Annotated in this window: 15 protein-coding genes; 6 read left to right on the top strand and 9 right to left on the bottom strand. The window is 32.6% G+C overall.

The window, feature by feature from the left end:
* The first annotated feature begins 17 nt into the window (after window positions 1-17).
* The 5 genes from rimO (at window position 18) to AC2TDS_RS07025 (ending at window position 4,561) form a co-directional block, all read left to right on the top strand.
* Window positions 18-1,343 carry a 30S ribosomal protein S12 methylthiotransferase RimO gene (gene rimO, locus AC2TDS_RS07045; protein WP_484738396.1) on the top strand — a complete coding sequence of 442 codons (1,326 nt, stop codon included), beginning with the start codon at window positions 18-20 and terminating at the stop codon, window positions 1,341-1,343.
* 30 nt (window positions 1,344-1,373) lie between these two features.
* Window positions 1,374-1,949 (top strand): Crp/Fnr family transcriptional regulator, encoded by a 576-nt coding sequence (locus AC2TDS_RS07040; RefSeq protein WP_484738395.1) that lies wholly within the window; start codon window positions 1,374-1,376, stop codon window positions 1,947-1,949.
* Window positions 1,950-2,325: 376 nt separating this feature from the next.
* A complete protein-coding gene (locus AC2TDS_RS07035; RefSeq protein WP_484738394.1) occupies window positions 2,326-3,237 on the top strand; it encodes a DUF6268 family outer membrane beta-barrel protein in 912 nt (303 codons plus the stop codon).
* 9 nt (window positions 3,238-3,246) lie between these two features.
* Window positions 3,247-3,654, top strand: coding sequence for a hypothetical protein (locus tag AC2TDS_RS07030; RefSeq protein WP_484738393.1), 408 nt, complete (start codon window positions 3,247-3,249; stop codon window positions 3,652-3,654).
* The gene (locus AC2TDS_RS07025; protein WP_484738392.1) at window positions 3,644-4,561 is read left to right on the top strand and encodes an NmrA family NAD(P)-binding protein; all 918 of its coding nucleotides are present in this window, start codon (window positions 3,644-3,646) and stop codon (window positions 4,559-4,561) included. The genes AC2TDS_RS07030 and AC2TDS_RS07025 overlap by 11 nt, the downstream gene beginning before the upstream one ends.
* Window positions 4,562-4,614: 53 nt before the next feature.
* On the opposite strand, the gene AC2TDS_RS07020 is transcribed toward AC2TDS_RS07025, so the two are convergent.
* From AC2TDS_RS07020 to AC2TDS_RS06995, 6 genes are all read right to left on the bottom strand, one after another.
* Entirely contained in the window at window positions 4,615-5,769 is a 1,155-nt protein-coding gene (locus AC2TDS_RS07020; RefSeq protein WP_484738391.1) for a sensor histidine kinase, read from the bottom strand.
* An 8-nt stretch (window positions 5,770-5,777) separates the two neighbouring features.
* Window positions 5,778-6,875: an FIST signal transduction protein gene (locus tag AC2TDS_RS07015; RefSeq protein ID WP_484738390.1), complete on the bottom strand. Its 1,098-nt coding sequence runs from the start codon at window positions 6,873-6,875 to the stop codon at window positions 5,778-5,780.
* Window positions 6,876-7,015: 140 nt separating this feature from the next.
* Window positions 7,016-7,780 carry a TIGR02757 family protein gene (locus AC2TDS_RS07010; protein ID WP_484738389.1) on the bottom strand — a complete coding sequence of 255 codons (765 nt, stop codon included), beginning with the start codon at window positions 7,778-7,780 and terminating at the stop codon, window positions 7,016-7,018.
* Window positions 7,781-7,792: 12 nt separating this feature from the next.
* Entirely contained in the window at window positions 7,793-8,332 is a 540-nt protein-coding gene (locus AC2TDS_RS07005; protein WP_484738388.1) for a CPBP family intramembrane glutamic endopeptidase, read from the bottom strand.
* 48 nt (window positions 8,333-8,380) lie between these two features.
* On the bottom strand, window positions 8,381-9,043 hold the full coding sequence (locus AC2TDS_RS07000) for an ABC transporter ATP-binding protein (RefSeq protein WP_484738387.1): 663 nt from the start codon (window positions 9,041-9,043) through the stop codon (window positions 8,381-8,383).
* Window positions 9,044-9,254: 211 nt separating this feature from the next.
* Window positions 9,255-11,738 carry a DUF5916 domain-containing protein gene (locus AC2TDS_RS06995; RefSeq protein WP_484738386.1) on the bottom strand — a complete coding sequence of 828 codons (2,484 nt, stop codon included), beginning with the start codon at window positions 11,736-11,738 and terminating at the stop codon, window positions 9,255-9,257.
* 401 nt (window positions 11,739-12,139) lie between these two features.
* Between AC2TDS_RS06995 and sucC the strand changes: the two genes are divergently transcribed.
* Window positions 12,140-13,342: an ADP-forming succinate--CoA ligase subunit beta gene (gene sucC, locus AC2TDS_RS06990; protein WP_484738385.1), complete on the top strand. Its 1,203-nt coding sequence runs from the start codon at window positions 12,140-12,142 to the stop codon at window positions 13,340-13,342.
* Window positions 13,343-13,496: 154 nt separating this feature from the next.
* Here the strand turns inward: sucC and uvrB are convergent, their stop codons facing one another.
* The 3 genes from uvrB to AC2TDS_RS06975 are packed head-to-tail and all read right to left on the bottom strand — an operon-like array spanning window position 13,497 to window position 20,841.
* On the bottom strand, window positions 13,497-15,485 hold the full coding sequence (uvrB, locus tag AC2TDS_RS06985) for an excinuclease ABC subunit UvrB (RefSeq protein ID WP_484738384.1): 1,989 nt from the start codon (window positions 15,483-15,485) through the stop codon (window positions 13,497-13,499).
* A 20-nt stretch (window positions 15,486-15,505) separates the two neighbouring features.
* On the bottom strand, window positions 15,506-18,241 hold the full coding sequence (locus AC2TDS_RS06980) for an FIDD domain-containing protein (RefSeq protein ID WP_484738383.1): 2,736 nt from the start codon (window positions 18,239-18,241) through the stop codon (window positions 15,506-15,508).
* A gap of 17 nt (window positions 18,242-18,258) precedes the next feature.
* Window positions 18,259-20,841 carry a T9SS type B sorting domain-containing protein gene (locus AC2TDS_RS06975; RefSeq protein ID WP_484738382.1) on the bottom strand — a complete coding sequence of 861 codons (2,583 nt, stop codon included), beginning with the start codon at window positions 20,839-20,841 and terminating at the stop codon, window positions 18,259-18,261.
* Window positions 20,842-20,848: the final 7 nt, after the last annotated feature.

The following is a 20,848-nucleotide window of genomic DNA, read 5'->3' as shown; positions in this document are numbered from 1 at the left end:
CACTGAATTTTCTTAAGATGCGTACGAAAACAACAAAACAAAATAAAATCAATGTAGTAACCCTAGGGTGTTCTAAAAACATTTATGATAGTGAAGTGTTGATGGGGCAGTTAAAAGCTAATGGTAAAAATGTAGTACATGAAGATGAAAACGATGATGGAAATATTGTGGTTATTAATACTTGCGGTTTTATAGGTAAGGCAAAAGAAGAAAGTGTTGACACTATTTTGCATTACGCGCAAAAAAAGCAAGCAGGAAAAGTAGATAAAGTTTTTGTTACAGGATGTTTGAGTGAGCGTTATAAACCCGATTTGGAAAGAGAAATAACGAATGTTGATCAATATTTTGGCACTCATGATTTACCGAATCTGTTAAAAGTTTTAGAAGCCGATTATAAGCATGAGTTAATAGGAGAGCGTTTAACAACCACTCCAAAACATTACGCTTATTTGAAAATAGCAGAAGGATGTGATCGCCCTTGTTCGTTTTGTGCCATTCCATTAATGAGAGGGAAACATAAATCAACGCCAATTGAAGAGTTAGTCATTGAAGCTACGAAATTAGCTAAAGATGGAATTAAGGAGTTAATGTTAATTGCTCAGGACTTAACGTATTATGGGTTAGACTTATATAAAAAAAGAGCTCTAGCTGATCTATTAAAGGAGTTGGTGAAAGTAGAGGGAATTGAATGGATTAGACTTCACTATGCATTTCCTACAGGATTCCCAATAGATGTTTTGGAGGTCATGAAAAATGAGCCTAAGGTTTGTAACTATTTAGATATTCCTTTACAACATATCAATACTGATATTTTAAAGTCTATGAAAAGAGGAACTACTCATGAAAAGACTACAAATTTAATTAAAAAGTTTAGAGAGTATGTGCCTAATATGGCTATTCGTACCACACTAATTGTAGGATATCCTGGTGAAACAGAAGCGCAATTTGAGGAATTAAAAAACTGGGTGGAGGAAATGCGCTTTGAACGTTTAGGGGCATTTGAATACTCACATGAAGAAAATACAGGAGCTTACGATTTGGAAGATGATGTTCCTTCTGATGTTAAGTTTAGAAGAGTAAACGAAATTATGGAAGTACAATCTCAAATTTCGTGGGAACTTAATCAAGAAAAAATAGGAAAAACATTTCGTTGCTTGTTTGATCGGAAAGACGGTGAATACTATTATGGCAGAACCGAATCTGATTCTCCTGACGTCGATAATGATGTAATTGTTAGTGCCAAAGATCATTATATAAAATTAGGTGAATTTATAGATATAGAAATTTATGAAGCGGGTGACTTTGACTTATATGGCACCCCTACTGATGAAGAAAATATATAGCTGAAATTGTTGTTTTTTAGGAATTAAGCCATGGATAAGTTAATTAAATACATTAACGGTTATGTTACCTTAGAAAAAGAAAATTTGGCTGATATTTTGTCTTTTTTCAAGCGTGAAATGTGGTTAAAAGATAAGTTTATAATAAAAAAAGAACAAGTAGTAACAGATTACTATTTTATTGCTTCGGGAGGCCTTATGATTTATGATATAAAAGATAACGTTCAGTTTACAAGGTATTTTGCCTTTGAAAATGAGTTCATCGGAGACATCTCTAAAATTAGGAATAAAGGACGATCAGATTCTTATATTAAAGCTATTGAAGACACTGAATTGTATAGTATTTCCTATAAGGATATGGAGTCTTTGTACAATCGTTTTCCGCTTTGGCAAAAATTTGGGAGACTTGTATGGGAAGATGCTTTTGCAAGTGTATTATATGGGATCCATAACTTCCAATCGTTAACCGCAAAAGAACGTTATCTAGACTTATTAAAACGTTCTGATTTAATATTTAGAGTTCCATTAAAAGATCTTTCTTTGTTTTTAGGTATTACACCACAATCGTTAAGTCGTATTCGTAAAGAAATAAGTTCGTCAAAAACATAAGATTCTGTTAATATTATGTTTAAACCTTGTTGGTAACTACCTTTGTTTGTTTTGAGCTCTGACTGATGAGTTTATATTTTTGTGACTTCCTTTTTTACAAAACGATGATACCTTTTCTGATGTTAATACCGGTTATTGTTTGAATTTACGGTAAATTCAAATGGTAAATGGTGTAATTTACCGAGGATACTTGGTTATGGTAAATACCGATCTATAGGGAGTACACCAGTATGACTGCAAGAAAATAATTGTGACTTTACCTATGAATCGGTATGGTTGAGTAATTCTTACCTAAGAATTGGTGTTAATTATCATTTGGTAATTTTAGGAGGACCAAATCAGGTAATATTTGTATTGAATTTAATCAATACAAATTATGTTTAGAAAAAAAATAGCAATCATAGTAATATTTCTTCTTAGTAAAGTTTATGGGCAAGTAACTGGAGATGTATTTGTTTTGAACAGGGATAGAGATGTTTTTTATACCTATTATACTCCCGATATAAGTGATAACTCTTTATTTGATTATCAAAGGCTGAGTGGTAAACTTGGTTTTGCCCCGATAGTTGTTAATAAATTTGCTTTTTATAATACTATTGGAGCCGATTATCATTCAATGCAATACAGGGTAAATAAACCTTCATTCTTGAGTGAAAAAGAACATTATTATAATTTGAATTATAGCTTATTAGCTAAATATAGAATTGCAAAAAACTGGTCTGTAAATACATTGTTAATGCCTCATCTTATAGGGAATTTTAATGATCAAGTAAAAAGCGATGACTTTAGGATAAATGGGATGTTATTTGCGGAGAAACGTTTTAATACTAACAATAAAAACACGTATTATATTCTTTGTTTTGGAGTAGGCTACCTAACACTATCTGGTGAAACAACGGTTAACCCAGTGGTAAATATAATGGGAAATATAAATAATAAAGTATCCTTTGCTTTAGGGCTACCGAGTACCTATGTAAAATATGACTTCGATAATAAGCATTCTCTGAAATTAGTGGGTGATTTAAATGATTTTACGGCGAGAATAGATAAATATTTAGTCAGTCAGCCTAATGGTACAATTGTAGACAGGTCTGTTTTTACAACAATTTCTGTAGGAGTAGAATATAATTATTGGTTGACTAAAAATATAGGAGTTATGATAAGAGGTACTCGTTCGGTTTTTGAAAAGTATGAATTTCAAGATGCTGATAAAGAATATTTGTTTGGGTTTGATGTGCCATCAAAATCATACGTATCCGTAGGGGTAAAAATTAATACATTTAGATAGTTATAGGTTATGAGAAGTCAATATTCGGAAGGCAGTAGTTTTACCACTAAGACATTTTTACAAGTAACCATACCATCATATTTATTTCCGGCACTGATGTCATGGAGTTCGGGGTGGTTGATAAAAAATGAGGTGTTAATGCAATCAAGTTTTATGAGCATCGCGTTACCATCATTAATAGCAACCATAGTTACTTATATATTTTTATGGCAAATGGAAGTTCAACAGAAAAACACTAAAAACAAATATGTAAAAGGGTCCATGATATTAGGTCTAACGATTGGAATGGCACTGGTAGTAATAGTAATATTCCATTGGGAAAAATTTATGTTTAATATTATTTTCTCAACGATTTTAGGTACGTTAATTACAACATGGAAGCTTCCATTAAAACAAATTAAAAAACATGAAAATTAAAAAACCAACCGTGGTTGTTTTCGGTTCAACAGGAACAGTTGGAGCAGAAGTATTACGATTATTGAGCAAAAGAAATTGCTTGGTAAGGGGAGTGCTAAGAGCTCCAAAAAGACAAGTGCCTATAATGCTAAATGGACATAATAATAATATTACCTATGTTGCTGTCGATTTAAATTCTAAGGAACAAATTAGAAGAGCCTGTGCTAACGCTGACATTATTTTTATGTTGACAGGAACATCACCTGGGCAAATATTTTTTGAAACAAACATAATTGAAGTAGCGCAAGAGTTAGGTATAAAACGAATAGTAAAACTATCAGCTCCAATTGTACCCAGTAATATTTATGTTGAAGTAAGTGATTGGCATAGGCAAATAGAAAAAACGTTAGTTTCAAGCGGAATTGATCATTGTTTTTTACAGCCACATGCGTTTATGCAAAATTGGGAGCGAAATACATTTAGCATAAAACACTTTGGGAAAATATACGGGGCTATGGAAAAAGCAGAAAGAAATTATGTTGATTCAAGAGATGTTGCTGAAGTAGCAGTGAAGTATTTATTGCTTGACAGAGATTTAAAAGGAGAGTCTGTTGTTATTTCTGGTCCCGAAGCAATATCACATGAAAGTATGGCTATGCGAATTTCACATGTAACCAATAGAAAGATCGTTTATGAAAATATTACTAAAGAGGAGTTTTTGAGGAAACTAACAAAACAAGCAAGGTTACCTCTTTGGTTGGCACGACATATTGTAGAAATAGATATTTTGGCTGTAAAAAAACCTGAACCTAAAAATGACACAATTCAAACTATTTTAAATCGTAAACCTAGAATAATGGATGCTTATTTACAGGAATCTAGAGCATTTTTTTTGCCAAAAAAATGGTTTTTTTTCAAAGAGATATAGTTAAATTATGAATGAATTACTAAGCTCCTTCTTTGATTTATAAGAAGGGGCTTTTATTCTTTTAGCGTAAAATAAAAAGTAGACCCTTTTCCTAATGTTGAGGTTAGCCATATTTTACCGCCATAACTAGCTACTATTTTTTCAACAATAGATAGTCCAATTCCTGTTGAGTCTTTATAGTTTTCTAATTTTTGGAAAATATTAAATATTTTACCAAAGTACTTATCATCTATCCCCATTCCATTATCTTTCACAAAATATTCATATTTATTATTTCGATTCTGATACCCAACTTCAATAGTACCTTGTTCTTTATCGTTGTATTTAATTGAGTTGTTAATGAGGTTTTGAAATACTTGTTGTAGCCTATAAGTATCTCCTTGGATAGTAGGAAAATTCTTATGAACAATGATGTCAATATTTTTAGGCAGGAAAACGTGATGGTTCAAGGTTTCTTTAATTATTTTATTAAGATCAACAGGAGAATTTTTGAAATTTTTTAACCCGATGGTTGAGTATTTTAAAATACCACTTACTAGGGCTTCCATCCTGGAGATGTTGTCGCTAATTAACTCGATATACTCTAGCGCTTCTTTTGCCAAATTTGCACTGTGATCTTCCTTTAACCAAGTTGCTAAGGCATCTATATTTCTAAGAGGAGATTTTAAATCATGTGAAACGATATGAGCATAGTTATTTAGTTCTTTGTTTCTTTCTTCGAGTCTTTTTAATAACGATTGCTGATTGGCATAAGCCTCACAAGCTTCTAGTGTAATAGCAAACTTATTGATTACTGGTAAAAGTTGACTTAAGGTCTTTTGAGAAATGTTATTTTCTTTTGAGTATAAGAATAAAAAATTATGTTCTTTAAGTTTGAAAATAGCTAAAAAACCTGCCTGAATATTAATTGTAGTTAAACCACATAAACTATCATCATATGGAAGAACTATGTAATTTTCTATGGAATAAAGTAGCTCGGTAAGTTGATCATTTAGTTTGCGTTGTATTTGGTTACCAAAAGGAATAGAATATTTTTTTATAAAACTCCCCTCTTCATAACTTAGCACCCAGCAACCATTGAAATTGACACGTTTTAATAGAAGTTTTAAAAATTGGTCGCAGTTTTCATAATAATCTAAAGACTTACCTAAACTCATTGAGTACTCGTACAGTCTTAAAATATCTAATATTTGGTCTTCTTTTTCCATTAGTTAATTCATTCAAATAACCCTACAACAATGGTTTTATTATAAAATTCTATGTAGCCATTTCCATAAGAAGATATCTCACCAAGAGTTAAGGCACCGCTTATGGATATATCAGGGTGCTTTTCTAGTATAGCACTAGAAACATTTTCTAGTTCATATACAAATTGATCATTTAAGTATAAAATTCTTGAAATACAGTCAATTATAATAGCAGTTTTTGGTTGGTCCGCCTTAGCAAGGCTCTCTTCGGCGGCTTCCTTGGCTGCTTTAATAAGCGATGCTGGATCTCCTTTCATAATATTGATTAAGGTGTTCTCTTCTACTTCACCTACACAAACTAACTCTTTTTTAGCATTAACTGATAATGGATCTCTGATAATATAATCAAGTCCTTGTTTTATAATTCCTAGGGGGTATCCCTTTGCTAATTCAAAAAAATTTGTATCGTTAAATTTTACATTAGCATCTTCTTCAACAATGCTTTTGTACGTGTCATAAGGAGATTCCCAGTTAATTTCTTCAACGGTATTGTTTACAGCCTTTGTTACTATGTAAGGTCCATTTAATTTTTGCCAGCCATGTTTTACGCCGATACTCGATTTCATTTCCATGATACAAATAATAGCAGCATCTTCAAAAAAACCATCTTTAGAAAAAACACACGGAGCTTGTTTTAAGGAAAGACTTCCTGCTCCACCTCCAAAATAATTTGTTTTCATGCCGTAATTTTCATAGATGGCGCTTAAAAAAATGGAAATATTGGAAGTTAACCCGTCAACATAGGTAATGAGGCTATAGTCTTTGTTACTATCAAATGATATGGGGGGTACAGAAAAGTTCTTTTCACTTATTTTATGGATGGTTGATAAATGTATAACATTGGACAATGAAGAAATGACAATTCCTTTTTCGAAGGTAGCATTATCAGAAATCACTTTAGGAAAAATACCTCCAATAAAACGTACTCCGGCTTTGTTTAATGAGTCAATGAGTTCTTCAATATGAATGTCTGTATGTTCGCCTATAGATATTAAAGCAGTATTGCTATCAATATATTCTTTTATACTTGTGGTAATCTCTGTTATATTGTTGGAGGTTATGAACATAGAGGAGGGGTTTTGTAATGGAAATATACTAAAAAAAAGAACTACTTAATAATTTAGGAGTGTTATATATTGTGAAAAAACAGGTTTTAACACGTATTTTTTAATAGTAGGGGCCTAAAATTGTTCCTAGAAAGAAAGCCTTAGAATTTTTCAAATACACCTAGTCCAAACAACGCAAAATCATATTTAACAGGGTCCTTTATATCGAATTTTCGTAAGGTGATGTCTAATTCCACCAGAGCCTTCCAATCATTTTGTTTACGGTTTAGAATACCGAGTTTGCGTGCTACATTTCCTGAGTGAACGTCTAAAGGACAGTGTAAATTTGCCGTAGAATGTGATTTCCAAATCCCTAGATCAACCCCTGTAGTATCATTTCTTACCATCCAACGAAGAAACATATTAATTCTTTTAGATGCTGAGTTTTTTAAGGGATCGGATACATGCTTCAACGTTCTTGTTTGATGGGGTATTTCAAAGAATATTTTTTTAAAATCATGAATTGATTTCTGATAATTATTTATACCGCCTTTTGGTTTTAATACTCTTTCAAGACCTCCATGAGTGGTGTAAATATTTCGCAGTGCTTTTATAAAAAAAGTAAAATCCTGAGAGTTAAAAGTTCTATGAACGAAACTATCGAAATTACTGAGATTTTTCTCAGAATGATTCATAACAAAGTCATACGGAGAATTGCCCATTAAATCCATCATCCGATGTGCATTTTTAATAATCATCTTTCTATTCCCCCAAGCAATTGTTGCCGCCAAGAATCCTGCGATTTCGATATCTTCCTTTGCACTAAATAAGTGAGGAATTTGAATAGGATCACTTTCTATAAAATTAGGGTTGTTGTATTGCGTTACTTTTTCATTTAAAAACGCTTTAAGCTCGTGTTTTTTCATGTATACAGATTGTTATGCAAATGTAATAAACAAGAAAAAACCATTGTAACAAGCATGTAAAAGAATGCTCCATTGCAATCCAAATCGAATTCTTATAAAACCGAGGTACCCTCCTAAAATTGTTTGTGGAGCAATTAAAATAGGTGCTAATAGAAGAACATTTGTGGTAATTTCATAGTTTGTAATGTGCACAAAACCAAAAGCTATAGCGAAAAGGTAAAATGCTCTTTTAAACGTTTTTCCATGATGAAATAAGGTTAACGGACCTCTAAAAAAAAGCTCTTCCAAAACAGGCATAAGAACGACAGCAAAAAGAAAAACCATGGGTTTAGAGAATGAATTTAACAAGTCTTCTACAGCATGATTATCTAGATCAACTAATCCCAAAGTCTCTACAATATAAAAAAGAGGGGTTAGTAATGTGCTTGTAATGATAGATATAATAAGGAGATGTATGAATTTTTGAAAACGATATCCTACATTGGTATTATTATCTTTTTCTAAAATCGGATTCTTTAAAAAAGAAAATAGTTCTTGAAGTGTTTCTTTCATAGAGTTAAGTTTCGTGTTATATGTAGATAAGAAGACAGTATTGTTACACTAGTCAACTATAACTCCATCTTTCATCATTAGTTTTCGATCAGCCATTTTTGCCAATTCTTCATTGTGGGTAACCATTATAAAAGTTTGACCAAAAGTATCACGAAGTTTAAAAAAGAGTTCGTGTAATTTTTTAGCAGAAGTAGAATCGAGGTTACCGCTTGGTTCATCTGCTAAAATTACTGATGGTTCATTTATTAACGCCCTAGCCACAGCAACTCTTTGTTGTTCACCGCCAGATAATTCGTTTGGTTTGTGCTGTTCTCTATGAGATAAGCCAAGAAAAGAAAGTAATTCTTTTGCTTTTTTTTCCGTTTCAGTTCGCCCTTTTTTTGCTATATAAGCTGGAATGCAGACGTTTTCTAAAGCAGTAAATTCTGGTAATAATTGATGAAATTGAAATATGAAACCAATATGTTGGTTTCGGAAATTAGAAATTTGCTTATCGTTGAGGTTTTTTATAGACGTTCCGTTAATTTCTAATGTAATATTGTGTTCTTCTTGTGGTCTGTCTAAAGTACCTAATATTTGTAAAAGGGTAGTTTTTCCAGCACCTGATGGACCAACAATAGCTATTATTTCCCCTTTTTTAATATGAAGGTTAACTCCTTTTAAAACTTCTACTTCACCATATTTCTTATGGATGTTTTTAGCGACGATCATAAATAGATATGTTAGAAAGACGAAAGTATAAAAAAGAAATCAGATACACTTTATTAATAATACCATTTCTGACGCTAATTTACAGACCGTAATTGTTTATGGTAAATGCCGATATATAGGTGAAACACAAGCATGATTGCTAGGAAATGATTAGACAGCATTGCCTAAGAATCGGTATAAGTATATCTGATTTGTGATTTGTGAAAATAGGTTAGAAAATGTTTTTTAAATTATTATAATCAATAAAATAAACCAATCTTACGGAAAAAGTATGCTGCATATCTTCTTTGAAAAGAAGGTTTATATTCTCTGAAAAACTAATATCTGCTGGAGCGAAATCGTTATTAGGATTGATGGAGTTTCTGTAAAAAGCAATTAGTTGACTTCCGGGAGCAAATTGCCAGATATAGTTTAAATCTAAATTCCAACTGTTAAAATTCATGTTATGGTTTTCTTTGTAATCATTAGCAATTAAAGTACCATCAGTTTTATTTAAATGATAATATTGATTGTGATATGGAACTTTACTCCAATTGTGTCTAAAAGTTAAAGATAACGATGAATTAGTACTGAAACTGTATTTGCCTGTAATTGAATTATTATAGGTTGTCCAGTCGCGTTCTCCGAAAATAATTTCATCTAAAAGCCCAGAATGAGTTGAGTTTTCGGTTATATAGCTCTCGTCAATGGTTCTAACATACCCCTGATCTCTAGTCGTATTTCTAAATACGAAACCATACGCTAAAGAGAACTGGTTGTTAAAACGATACCTCGGACCTAAACGGAAACCATAGCTTTCTTTTGGATTGTCTTTAAAAAAAGTATAAAACCAATTATAATCTAAAGCGAACTTTTTCCTATAATCTGTACTCCCCCAATGATTAATATTGAGTCTCATAGGGGTTTTAAAATAGATGCCACTTTCGATACCTTGTCTTGGCTCAAAAAAATCTTTTCTTTCAGTTCCAAAATTTAAGTTTCCGCCAAAACCAAAACGGTTTTTAGTTTCCGACCAAAAGGATAGTCCTGAATTTGTTCCAGTGTAAGTACCTGGATTGTGTAAAAAGTTCACATTATAGTAAAAATTAATTCCATAATTGTTAAATATTCCCTTTGGTTTTAGTAATCGATATCCTAAATTCCCATAGATTTTTTGTTCGTTATTACTAAACAAAATACCAAGGTCGTTTGGATTGTAGTCTTTGTTTTCAAAATTATAGCCAATTTCACCTCGCCAATTACCCGAATGCTTACCAATGCTCGTGTCAAAAGCATAGCCATTGTTAGGTTGAGTTTCATCATCAGAAATACTACTCATTTTAAAAGAACCGTCAATATTATAGTTACTTCCTTTATCTTCTAAATGCCAAAGTAAACCAGTAACGTTGGCATCTCTAAATTTTCCATCACGAGTTACATTGGTGTTTATTAAGGTTACTGTTGAATTCTGGTTAAACTGTTGATCTAACACTAGAATATTGTAGTTTGAAAACGGATTGGTAACTACTTTTCGGCTTTCGTTAGTAACTGTATTTGTAATAGTTGCTTCTGTTTTATCTGTAATGGCATTAAAAAAACCAATACCTAATCCATTCTTAGTTCTTCCTGAGACTTTAATAGCATTTAACATATCAACATTCTCAGGGTATTTTGTGATTTCCTCATTCTCATTTACTTGTTCGTAAACATTGAATTGATCAATGGGGTTGCCGCCGATCCTTCTTGAATAAAATAAACGACCTTTGGTAAAGAGTTCAGTTCCCTCAGTAAAAAATTGACGTTGTTCGCTAAACTGTTGTTCAAACGGACCGAGATTTAAGGTGACATTATCGAACCCTGTTTGGCCAAAGTCAGGAATTAACGTAGCGTCAAGGGTGAAATTTTCAGTAATTCCATATTTGATGTCCATTCCTGCACTCCAGTTGGTTGTGGTTTCATAAGGATCAGAAATTACAGTACTTGAAGCGTAAGGGTAAAAATTTAAACGGGTAGGCGGTTTAATATCTTTTAAGCTTTCTACTAACCCATCGTATTGTGTCCAATTTCCACGTTGGTTATCTATGTGATTCCAAGTGAATTGACTGTTTATGTTTTGAACCCTTCTGTTAAAATTAACTCCCCAAGACTGTACAGCTTGATTCGAAAATCTCAAAGCCCTGTATGGTATTTTTATTTCAACGACCCAAGCATTTTCGGTTAATTTAAAATCACTTTCCCAAACAGCACTCCAATTAAAATCTTCATTTCCATTTGAAACTTTGGCATCTGCCTGAACTCCTGAACTGGTAACGATAAACTCAAAAGGGTTTTGCCCGTCATCATTTGGGTTTATGGTTACCCCAAAGAAATCAGCATTTCCAATATTATCTCTATTGGTAAACTCAGCAGGGATCTTCCCTGGGTCTGGAGCATACATTATGGCACCAATGTATACTGCGTTGTCGTCGTATACAAGCCTAACTTCTGTTTTATGAGTGTTTGGTTCTGGTTTTCCATTATCGGGTCTCATCATCACAAAATTGTCGGCTATTTCAGCATTTTTCCATGCTTCGTCATCAATTACGCCATTAATTTCAGGAACCTCGGTTACCCTAACAGCTTTAATTTTTTTTCTATTTGTATTTAAGTTTTGTGATTTTAGTGTAAAGGGAATAATCAATGAGATTAAAAAAAGTAGTATTAGTTTTTGGTGCATAGTTGTAGTAGGTGTAATGAGAAATTTATAAATCCTTAACTGTGTTAAGGACATCTAAAAAAAAGGATCGTGACAGGTAAATTGTTAAATATATGTGAAAAAACACTTAAATTATAGAAGTGGAATTAGAAGGGGTTACTTTTATTATGAGCACTAATTTTTGAGATGTTAGAAAGTATAGGGATTATTTTCAGGAAGTAAAATGTTCTTTTTATTACCCTGACTATGATTAATTTAAAAACATCGTATACCAAATATGATTAAGTATGATGCTACTGTAATAATTCAATTTATTTATTCTTAGGCTATAATCTTTTATAAACATTAAAATAAAGTATAATTTATAAGGTATTATCAATGGAATTTGTATTTTTGTTGGACTTTAAAAACATTCTTATCTAATGAACTTACACGAATATCAAGGTAAAGAAATTTTAAACAGTTTTGGCGTTCGTATACAACGCGGAATTGTAGCAAATACACCAGAAGAGGCTGTTGAAGCAGCGAAAAAATTAACTGAGGAAACAGGTACTGGTTGGCATGTAATAAAAGCACAAGTTCACGCAGGTGGTCGTGGAAAAGGAGGAGGCGTTAAGTTGGCTAAAAACTTAGATGAGGTAAAAAGTATTTCTAATGATATTTTAGGGATGATGTTAATTACCCCTCAAACATCAGCAGAAGGAAAATTAGTAAATCAGATATTGATAGCTGAAGACGTTTATTATCCTGGAGATAGTGAGCCAAATGAGTTTTATATGTCAGTTTTGTTAAACCGTGCATCGGGTAGGAATATGATTATGTATTCTACGGAAGGAGGTATGGATATTGAAACTGTAGCCGAACAAACGCCACATTTAATCTTTACAGAAGAAATAGATCCTGCATTAGGTTTGATGCCTTTCCAAGCTCGTAAAATAGCTTTTAATTTAGGATTGTCAGGAGGAGCATTAAAGGAAATGGTAAAGTTTGTTTCTGCTTTGTATACTGCGTATATCAAATCTGATTCTTCGATGTTTGAGATTAATCCTGTGTTAAAAACTTCTGATGATAAAATTATGGCAGTAGATGCTAAAGTTACATTAGATGAAAATGCATTGTACCGTCACAAAGATTATGCTGAAATGCGTGACTTACGTGAAGAAAATCCAATAGAAGTAGAAGCAAAGGCTGCTGGTTTAAATTATGTTGATTTAGACGGTAATGTTGGGTGTATGGTTAACGGAGCTGGTTTAGCAATGGGTACTATGGATTTAATTAAGCAAGCAGGTGGTGATCCAGCTAACTTTTTGGATGTTGGTGGTACTGCTGATGCACAGCGTGTAGAAACTGCTTTTGGGATTATTTTAAAAGATCCAAATGTGAAAGCAATCTTAGTAAACATTTTTGGAGGAATCGTTCGTTGTGATCGTGTAGCTCAGGGTGTTGTAGATGCTTATAAAAACATGGGAGACAAAATAAACGTACCGATTATTTGTCGTTTACAAGGAACAAATGCTAAAGAAGCAAAAGAATTAATTGATACTAGTGGAATGGAAATTATCTCAGCAACTGAGTTCCAGGAGGCTGCTGATAAAGTACAAGAAGTATTGCAAGTTAATGCATAATTAACAAATACAATTAATTTTTAGTTAAGTATAAAAAATGCCTCACTTTTAAGTGGGGCATTTTTATATAATTATTTTGAAACTAAAATAATGTAGAGTAAACATGATTACTCTAAGTAGACGTCAAAAAAAAGAGGTACATGTTATAAAAAAATTACAAATTTTCTTTTAAAACTGCAATTTCATCTCTCAATTGAGCAGCTACTAAAAAATCTAAATTTTTAGCGGCAGCCTCCATTTGTTTGCGCTTTTCACGTATGCGTTTTTCTATTTCTTGTTTGGGTAAATATTCTAAGTCTTGCTCAGCAGCTTTTTGAATAGCATTATCATATTGATAGGTGGTAATTGTATCTTTAGAAAGTGTATTGTCTAGTTTTTTGTTGATTTGCGTAGGGGTTATACCATTGTTAGTATTATACGTCACCTGTTTTTCTCTTCTTCGTGTGGTTTCATCCATGGTCATTTGCATGCTGTTGGTAATTCTATCTGCATACATAATAGCTTTTCCATTTACATTACGAGCAGCTCTACCAACTGTCTGTGTTAAGGAGCGATGACTTCGTAAAAAACCTTCTTTGTCTGCATCTAAAATGGCTACTAAAGATACTTCAGGCAAATCTAAACCTTCACGTAATAAATTCACACCAATTAAAACGTCGAATATCCCTTTTCGTAAGTCTTGCATTATTTGAACACGCTCAAGTGTATCCACATCAGAATGAATATAACGACAACGAATTTGGATTCTCGTTAAGTATTTCGCTAGTTCTTCTGCCATTCTTTTGGTTAATGTGGTCACTAAAGTACGCTCGTCTTTATCAACTCGTATTTGTATTTCTTCGATTAAATCATCAATTTGATTTTGACTAGGACGTACTTCAATTTCAGGGTCTAATAATCCTGTAGGTCTAATTACCTGTTCTACAAATAGCCCTTCTGTTTTTTGTAATTCATAATCTGCAGGTGTCGCTGAGACATAGATAACTTGATTTTGGAGTATTTCAAACTCTTCAAATTTTAAAGGACGATTATCCATAGCTGCTGGCAATCGGAAACCGTATTCTACTAGGTTTTCCTTTCTACTTCTATCTCCTCCGTACATGGCATGAACTTGCGGTACAGTTACATGGCTTTCGTCAATAACCATTAAATAATCATCTGGAAAGTAGTCTAATAAACAGAAAGGACGCGTTCCTGCTTCTCGTCCATCTAAATAGCGAGAATAATTTTCAATACCTGAGCAATAGCCCAATTCTCGTATCATTTCTAAATCAAATTCGGTACGTTCTTTCAAGCGCTTTGCTTCAAGGTGTTTTCCTATTTCTTTAAAATAATCGTATTGTTTAACTAGATCATCTTGAATTTTATGAATAGCATTTTGTAACACATCAGGTGAGGTAACAAATAAATTTGCAGGATAAATTGTTAATTTTTCTAATCGATTAATATGTTGATTACTTTCTATATTAAATGTTTCAATTTCTTCAATCTCATCTCCAAAAAAATGTACTTTATACCCGTTTTCTCCATAAGAAGGATAGATGGTAACTACGTCTCCTTTTACCTTGAAAGTACCACTTTTTATTTCTGTTTCGGTTCTAACATATAAGCTGGTAACTAATTGATGTAAAAACTTGGTGCGAGAAATCTGCTGATCTACTTCAATAGGGATTACATTTTTTTTGAATTCCGTTGGGTTTCCAATACCATATAAGCAAGATACAGAGGCTACAACCAATACATCACGTCTCCCAGATAGTAAAGAAGAGGAAGTGCTGATCCGCAACCGTTCAATTTCATCATTAATGGATAAGTCTTTTTCTATATAGGTGCCAGTTACGGGAAGATAAGCTTCTGGTTGGTAATAGTCATAATAGGATACAAAATATTCTACAGCGTTGTTAGGGAAAAACTGTTTGAACTCAGAATACAACTGGGCGGCTAGTGTTTTGTTATGGGCTAAAACCAGCGTTGGTCTATTAACTTCTGTTATAACATTGGCTACTGAAAAGGTCTTTCCTGAGCCAGTAACCCCTAGTAGTGTTTGATATTTTTCGTCGGAAGTGATTCCATCAACCAATTGTTGTATGGCTTGTGGTTGGTCTCCTGTAGGTTTAAAATCGGATTGCAAATCAAAATTCATACTGCAAAAATACGGATAGTTTATTTTCGTATTAAGGAGATTTTTCCAGTTTTTTTAATTATTTTATTATCGTGATCTACAAGTTTCGCTTCAAACCAATAATTGTTAGATGGTAATATTTTTCCATTAAAAGTTCCTTCCCATCCTTGCTCTATATTTTTATCGTTTAGAGTAAATAGGAGTATTCCGAATCTATTAAAAATTTTAATATCGATTTCTTTGAAAAAAGTAGAGTTAGCTCCTGGGATATTCCATATATCATGAACCCCATCATTATTTGGAGTAAAAAAATTAGGGAATGAAATAAGGGTAACTTCACGTTCAATGCTTGGTTCACAATTTCTTGAATCTCTTATATAAACTGTTTTTATTCCAGGGGAAACATTAGTAAAGGTATGTGAAGTTGAACTACTAGTAAAAATTTCATTGTCTAAAGAAAAATCATAGCTACTAGTTCCTGAAACCTCTATAAATACATTATTAATTCCATCGGTATTGTTTGTGTTTAATGATACAATCTCGGGAGGAGCTGGATTTGATACTACGAACTCCTTAGTATTAGAGCATTCAATACCATTTTCTGTTTTATATACTGTTAATGAATATGTACCTGGAAATGTAATCGTAATTCTATTATTAGTACTAATAATTGTGTTTTCAAAATTTTTCCATTCGAACCTATTGTTACTTGGATCACCTTCTAAAATTAATGGAGGATGACTTTCAGGCTGTATGCAAAGGGTATAATTTTCCAATAAAGATATTTTAGGTTCAGAATTTACTATAGCATTAAATGATTTAATTCCTCCACAGCCCAAATCGTTATCAACTCTTAGCCAGATAGTAGTTGATTCTGAAATAAAATTTAATGGAATTTCGTTGAATAGGGTTTGAGCATCTGTTTTTGAAGGGAAGAACCTAATTTGAGATGAAATAGGAATATTTAATAAAGTACGAACATCATTTTTATAAGATTCTAAATCGAATGAACCTTCTTCATTACCAGAAATGTTATCAGAATTTTCACAAGCTATAATTTCAGGAATATCATTTATGGTTACAAAAACAGATTCTATAGTGAATTCATTAATTTGGGTGCAATTATTTTGATTACTGGCTCTAAAATAGATAGTTTGAGGGTTGCTTAGGTTTTCATAACTCTTAGGGATTTCAATAGGATTTATATTATTGGATGCATCATTTATACTTTCGAAATAAATAAATTCTAGGTTCTCATGATCATTTGATAGTTTTTCGTTTATTGAGGTTAAATTGAAATAATCAATACCATTATTATCAATATCACATTGCCTCAATGTTTGACCACTATTTAGTTCAGGAAGAGGGTATATTTCGACGGTTTTGAAAAGAGTCGTCGATTTTCCGTTAAAAGATATGGTAACCGAAGTTTCATAACTACCAGGAGAAGTAAAGGTATGCTCTGCATTTATTTCGGTAGAAGTATTTCCATCTCCGAAATCCCAAATAACTGCGTCGATTGTGGCATAAGAGTCTACTTCGAAATTGATAGTCTCAAAAACGCAATCATTTTTGACAATAATTCTATTTCTGAAGTACGATGAAATAAAATTCGGAAGGCCTTTTAGTGATCCTCCTCCATTTAATTCACTATATTCTTCATAAGATGCCGTTGAGTATGGTTCCTCCCTATTAGGAGGGGTAATTACTCCAATTTTATCAAATGAAATTAAATCTTCTTCATAATTCTCCGAATTTGAAGGAGTAAATTTAGATACATATATTTTTTCATCATTTCCTAACTGAAGTGTTCCAAATTGAAAATTTGGATCTGCGTATTTCAGAATGATTTTTCTATCAATAGGATTTGGGCCATTTGGATATAAATCGTAAAAGCCAAGTAGACTTATTTGGTTTTCTTTTGTAAAAGACATAAAAAGAAATGATGAATCGACCGTGAACTCAATGCTAATAGGATTGTATACTTCAAATAAATCAAAAGCAGTAAATAGACTTTCTTTATATTCAAGAGTTCCAGTTTCACTATCAAAATTATAGAGGTACACTTTAGGTTCATTATTATCTGCTACCGCTAATAGTTTGCCATTAGGAGAGAACTTCATGCTACCAATATTTGATTTTACTTCTTCACCTTCAAATTGAATAGGAAAGTTTTGAATTCCATTTTCATCAATTTTAAATAGTGAAAAAATACTAGAGGGAGCTTCTGGTGTTGCCATACTTTTATTGAACGTTGCTAACCATATAGAAGAACCATCTTTATGGTGAACGGCAGCTAACCTTTCCGTGCTTGAGCTTTGCAATATCGAATTTTTATACAACACTTTTCCGTTGGGATAATTTGATGATATATCAATTTCACTATAAAATATACCACTATTACCGGGTGGGAGTATTGATTTTGAATAAAAAATGTAAAACCGCTCTTCTGATTTAGGTTTGGGAATAATTATAGAGTTTTGAAAATGATTCTCGTTTCCTTTGATATCATCTCCATTTTCCATGATTTCATGATTCTTATTCCAAACGGTTTTTCCATTGGTGTAAAATAATAAATTTCCTTCAGAATCTGAAATACTCGCACATCCTTCTGGTGTTGACATTACACCGTCAGTAAGCGGGTCGGTGGAAGCTTGGTTGAATATTAGCCCGGCTTTATCTCCAAAATACCAGTTTTTCGTTTCATTTTGGGAAAAGTTAGTTAAACTTATAAATAATGTAAATAATGTAAATAATGTAAAAAGGTTTAGTTTCATGATTTATGGGGAATAGGTTATTTCCGTAGTAGTGAGAAATGCCCATTGTGTTCATGTACTTTTCCTGTTCTGTCAACAAATACGGCATTAAACCAATAGTCATTTGAGGGGAGTTTTTTTCCATTATATTTTCCATCCCAACTTCCGTCTTTTTCATTAATTTTTGCAATCGGCTTTCCAAATCTGTCAAAAATTTTAATTTTAACAGATTTAAAGAAAATAGTATTAACACCTTGGATTTTCCAAGTGTCTAAAATACCGTCAGCATTAGGAGAAAAGTGTCTTTGGAAGTAAAGAACTGAGATTTCTTCACTTTGCGTAATACCGCAACCATTTCTGTCTCTTACAAAAATAAAGTTTAGACCAATGTCTACATTGGTAAATGTAAATGTAAAATTATTAGGGCCTTTTTTAAAGTTTGCTATGTTAGGGTTGTTTAAAGCAAATTCATAATCTCCAGTTCCACTTACGGTAACAATAATACTATTTTCACTTGGGTTTGTTTGGTTGTCGAGAACAAGAATGTTGTCAATTTGTGCTTTACTGGATTCGTTAACAATAAAAGTATTATATCCCATACATAAATCAGGAATATTTGGATGCGCTCTGTAAGCTTCTGCCTTATAAGTGCCTTTTGTATTTACGGTAAGAGTTGCGTTTGTTTCTCCAAGAATTAGTGTTCCGTTTTTATACCATTTATAGGTGTCATTTGGATTCCCAGTATTAGCATCTAAGCTAATAAAGGTGTTGAAACATAAAAATACTGGATTCAAATTCCCATTAGGGATTGGTAAGTTCTCTACGACAACATTAAATTTTCCAACGCTTACGCAGAAGTTATTAGTTTTTGAACTTATTCTGACAAATACTTCAGTATTGGAAGTGAACAAAACATCGGAGTAAGGTGGTGTAATTGGGTTTATTTGTAATGAAGCATCTGTTGCCGTTCTGTAAAATTCAATATGATGCGTATTCGTAGATAATGCACCATTGGAATTTGTAATAATTTCGTTTCTCTTTACATCGAAATCAAAAAAAGCATTAGTGCTTCCCTGGCTTTCTGTAGCGTTTGGATTGTTCGAATTATTATCTAATTCGCAGGTAAACATGTTGGCGTATATGTCAAGTCCAGAAGGGTTTACTTCTAGGGCTAAGCTTCCTTTTTGAAAACATTGTGTGTTGCTGTTAGTAACTTTAACAATAAGTGTTTGATTGAAAGGTATTGTGTTGGTGTAATTTTCAGGTGTTGTTAAAGGAGTATTCGTGTCAAAATCATTTTGAGTTTCGAAAAACTGTACACTTACATCGGCAGCACTATTAGATATTTCTTCTTCTTTGCTTTTTAGGTTAAAAGTTGTGATACCATCTGCCGGATTAGCATCAAAATCACATTGCTTATATGTATCAATAACATTTAAAATAGGCACAGGTAAGACAGTAATATTAAAACTTTTTTCAGTATTAAAACAACCTTTATCATTAACTACCCGGACAAAAATTTGTTGACTGTCTTGTGCGGTATTCTTAAAAGGATTGTTTTTGTCGATGGGGTTTAGGTTGTTTTCGGCATTGGTTAGGCTTTCATGATAGGTAATGGTATGTGTATTTGGATCTAAATCTCCTAAAATTTCATTGTCTTTAGTGTTTAACAAGAAATTAATGGAATAACCGTCTGTATTGCTACCGCTTTCAATATCGTCACATAAAGCTATATCGGACGGAGTATTAAGTAAGATCGTGTTTTTTATTATTAATCTAAAATCAGTCAAACTGAAACAGCCTGAATTTGTATTGGTTAACCGAACAAAAATAGTTTGAGGGGTGCTAGTGTTTTGGAAACTGCTAGGGTTTGCGATTGGGTTTGTATTAGTTTGTGCGTCATTTGCATTTAGATGATAACTTATATCTACATCGGTTTGCCCATTGATTATTAGATTAGCGTTTGTAGTTAAGTCAAAAGTAGTACTACCTGAGTTAGTATCAGTATCGCATTCCTCTAAGTCATAATTTGTTCCTATGGAAGGAGGTGTTATAACCGGGGGCGAATCAAAAGTAGCGCTTCCTGTCCAATCAATTTTAAAACTACTGTTACCAATAGGTCTATCAATTACTAAAAAATAAGATTCATTGTCGTTGACATCTATTGACTTAACAAAGCTATTCCCATGAGCTCCAGGCCCCTCATTGGTATCGCCTTCGGTATTATTCATACCTGTTAAATTAGTTGTTTGATTTGCTGCTAGCGGGTTAGTTGTTGAACAGCGTATTGCAAAACCAATGTTATCACAGTTGACATCAGGGCCGAAAACAAAAAAATCAAAATCTACGTTAATATCAGTGTTATGACTACCATCCGAATTTGTTGGTGTTAGTATAAAGCCTAAAGTGCCTCCTGTATTGATTTTAATTTTAAACCATAAACTATTAAATTCTTGACTAGCACATGCATTTGAACCTGATAATTCTTGTGTTCCAGAGCCAGTTGCAGTCAAATTTTGAAATCCACTATTACCACATACAATGATAGCATCGGCGCAATCATTTTGCGAGAATGAATAAAGGGAAAAAAAAAACAGAGAATAAAATAGTATATTTTTCATTTTAAAA

The sequence above is a fragment of the Tenacibaculum profundicola genome (assembly GCF_057220795.1).
The sequence above is the reverse complement of the archived record's forward strand: the minus strand, read 5'-3'. Positions and strand labels throughout refer to the sequence as shown.

Excerpts from the sequence above, each read along its gene's own strand:
- AC2TDS_RS07015 (WP_484738390.1), bottom strand. The coding sequence starts at position 6,875 with ATGTTCATAACCTCCAACAATATAACAGAGATTACCACAAGTATAAAA.
- AC2TDS_RS07025 (WP_484738392.1), top strand. The coding sequence starts at position 3,644 with ATGAAAATTAAAAAACCAACCGTGGTTGTTTTCGGTTCAACAGGAACA.
- AC2TDS_RS07010 (WP_484738389.1), bottom strand. The coding sequence starts at position 7,780 with ATGAAAAAACACGAGCTTAAAGCGTTTTTAAATGAAAAAGTAACGCAA.
- AC2TDS_RS07030 (WP_484738393.1), top strand. The coding sequence starts at position 3,247 with ATGAGAAGTCAATATTCGGAAGGCAGTAGTTTTACCACTAAGACATTT.
- AC2TDS_RS06995 (WP_484738386.1), bottom strand. The coding sequence starts at position 11,738 with ATGCACCAAAAACTAATACTACTTTTTTTAATCTCATTGATTATTCCC.
- AC2TDS_RS07035 (WP_484738394.1), top strand. The coding sequence starts at position 2,326 with ATGTTTAGAAAAAAAATAGCAATCATAGTAATATTTCTTCTTAGTAAA.
- uvrB (WP_484738384.1), bottom strand. The coding sequence starts at position 15,485 with ATGAATTTTGATTTGCAATCCGATTTTAAACCTACAGGAGACCAACCA.
- sucC (WP_484738385.1), top strand. The coding sequence starts at position 12,140 with ATGAACTTACACGAATATCAAGGTAAAGAAATTTTAAACAGTTTTGGC.
- AC2TDS_RS06980 (WP_484738383.1), bottom strand. The coding sequence starts at position 18,241 with ATGAAACTAAACCTTTTTACATTATTTACATTATTTACATTATTTATA.
- AC2TDS_RS07005 (WP_484738388.1), bottom strand. The coding sequence starts at position 8,332 with ATGAAAGAAACACTTCAAGAACTATTTTCTTTTTTAAAGAATCCGATT.
- rimO (WP_484738396.1), top strand. The coding sequence starts at position 18 with ATGCGTACGAAAACAACAAAACAAAATAAAATCAATGTAGTAACCCTA.
- AC2TDS_RS07000 (WP_484738387.1), bottom strand. The coding sequence starts at position 9,043 with ATGATCGTCGCTAAAAACATCCATAAGAAATATGGTGAAGTAGAAGTT.
- AC2TDS_RS07020 (WP_484738391.1), bottom strand. The coding sequence starts at position 5,769 with ATGGAAAAAGAAGACCAAATATTAGATATTTTAAGACTGTACGAGTAC.
- AC2TDS_RS07040 (WP_484738395.1), top strand. The coding sequence starts at position 1,374 with ATGGATAAGTTAATTAAATACATTAACGGTTATGTTACCTTAGAAAAA.
- AC2TDS_RS06975 (WP_484738382.1), bottom strand. The coding sequence starts at position 20,841 with ATGAAAAATATACTATTTTATTCTCTGTTTTTTTTTTCCCTTTATTCA.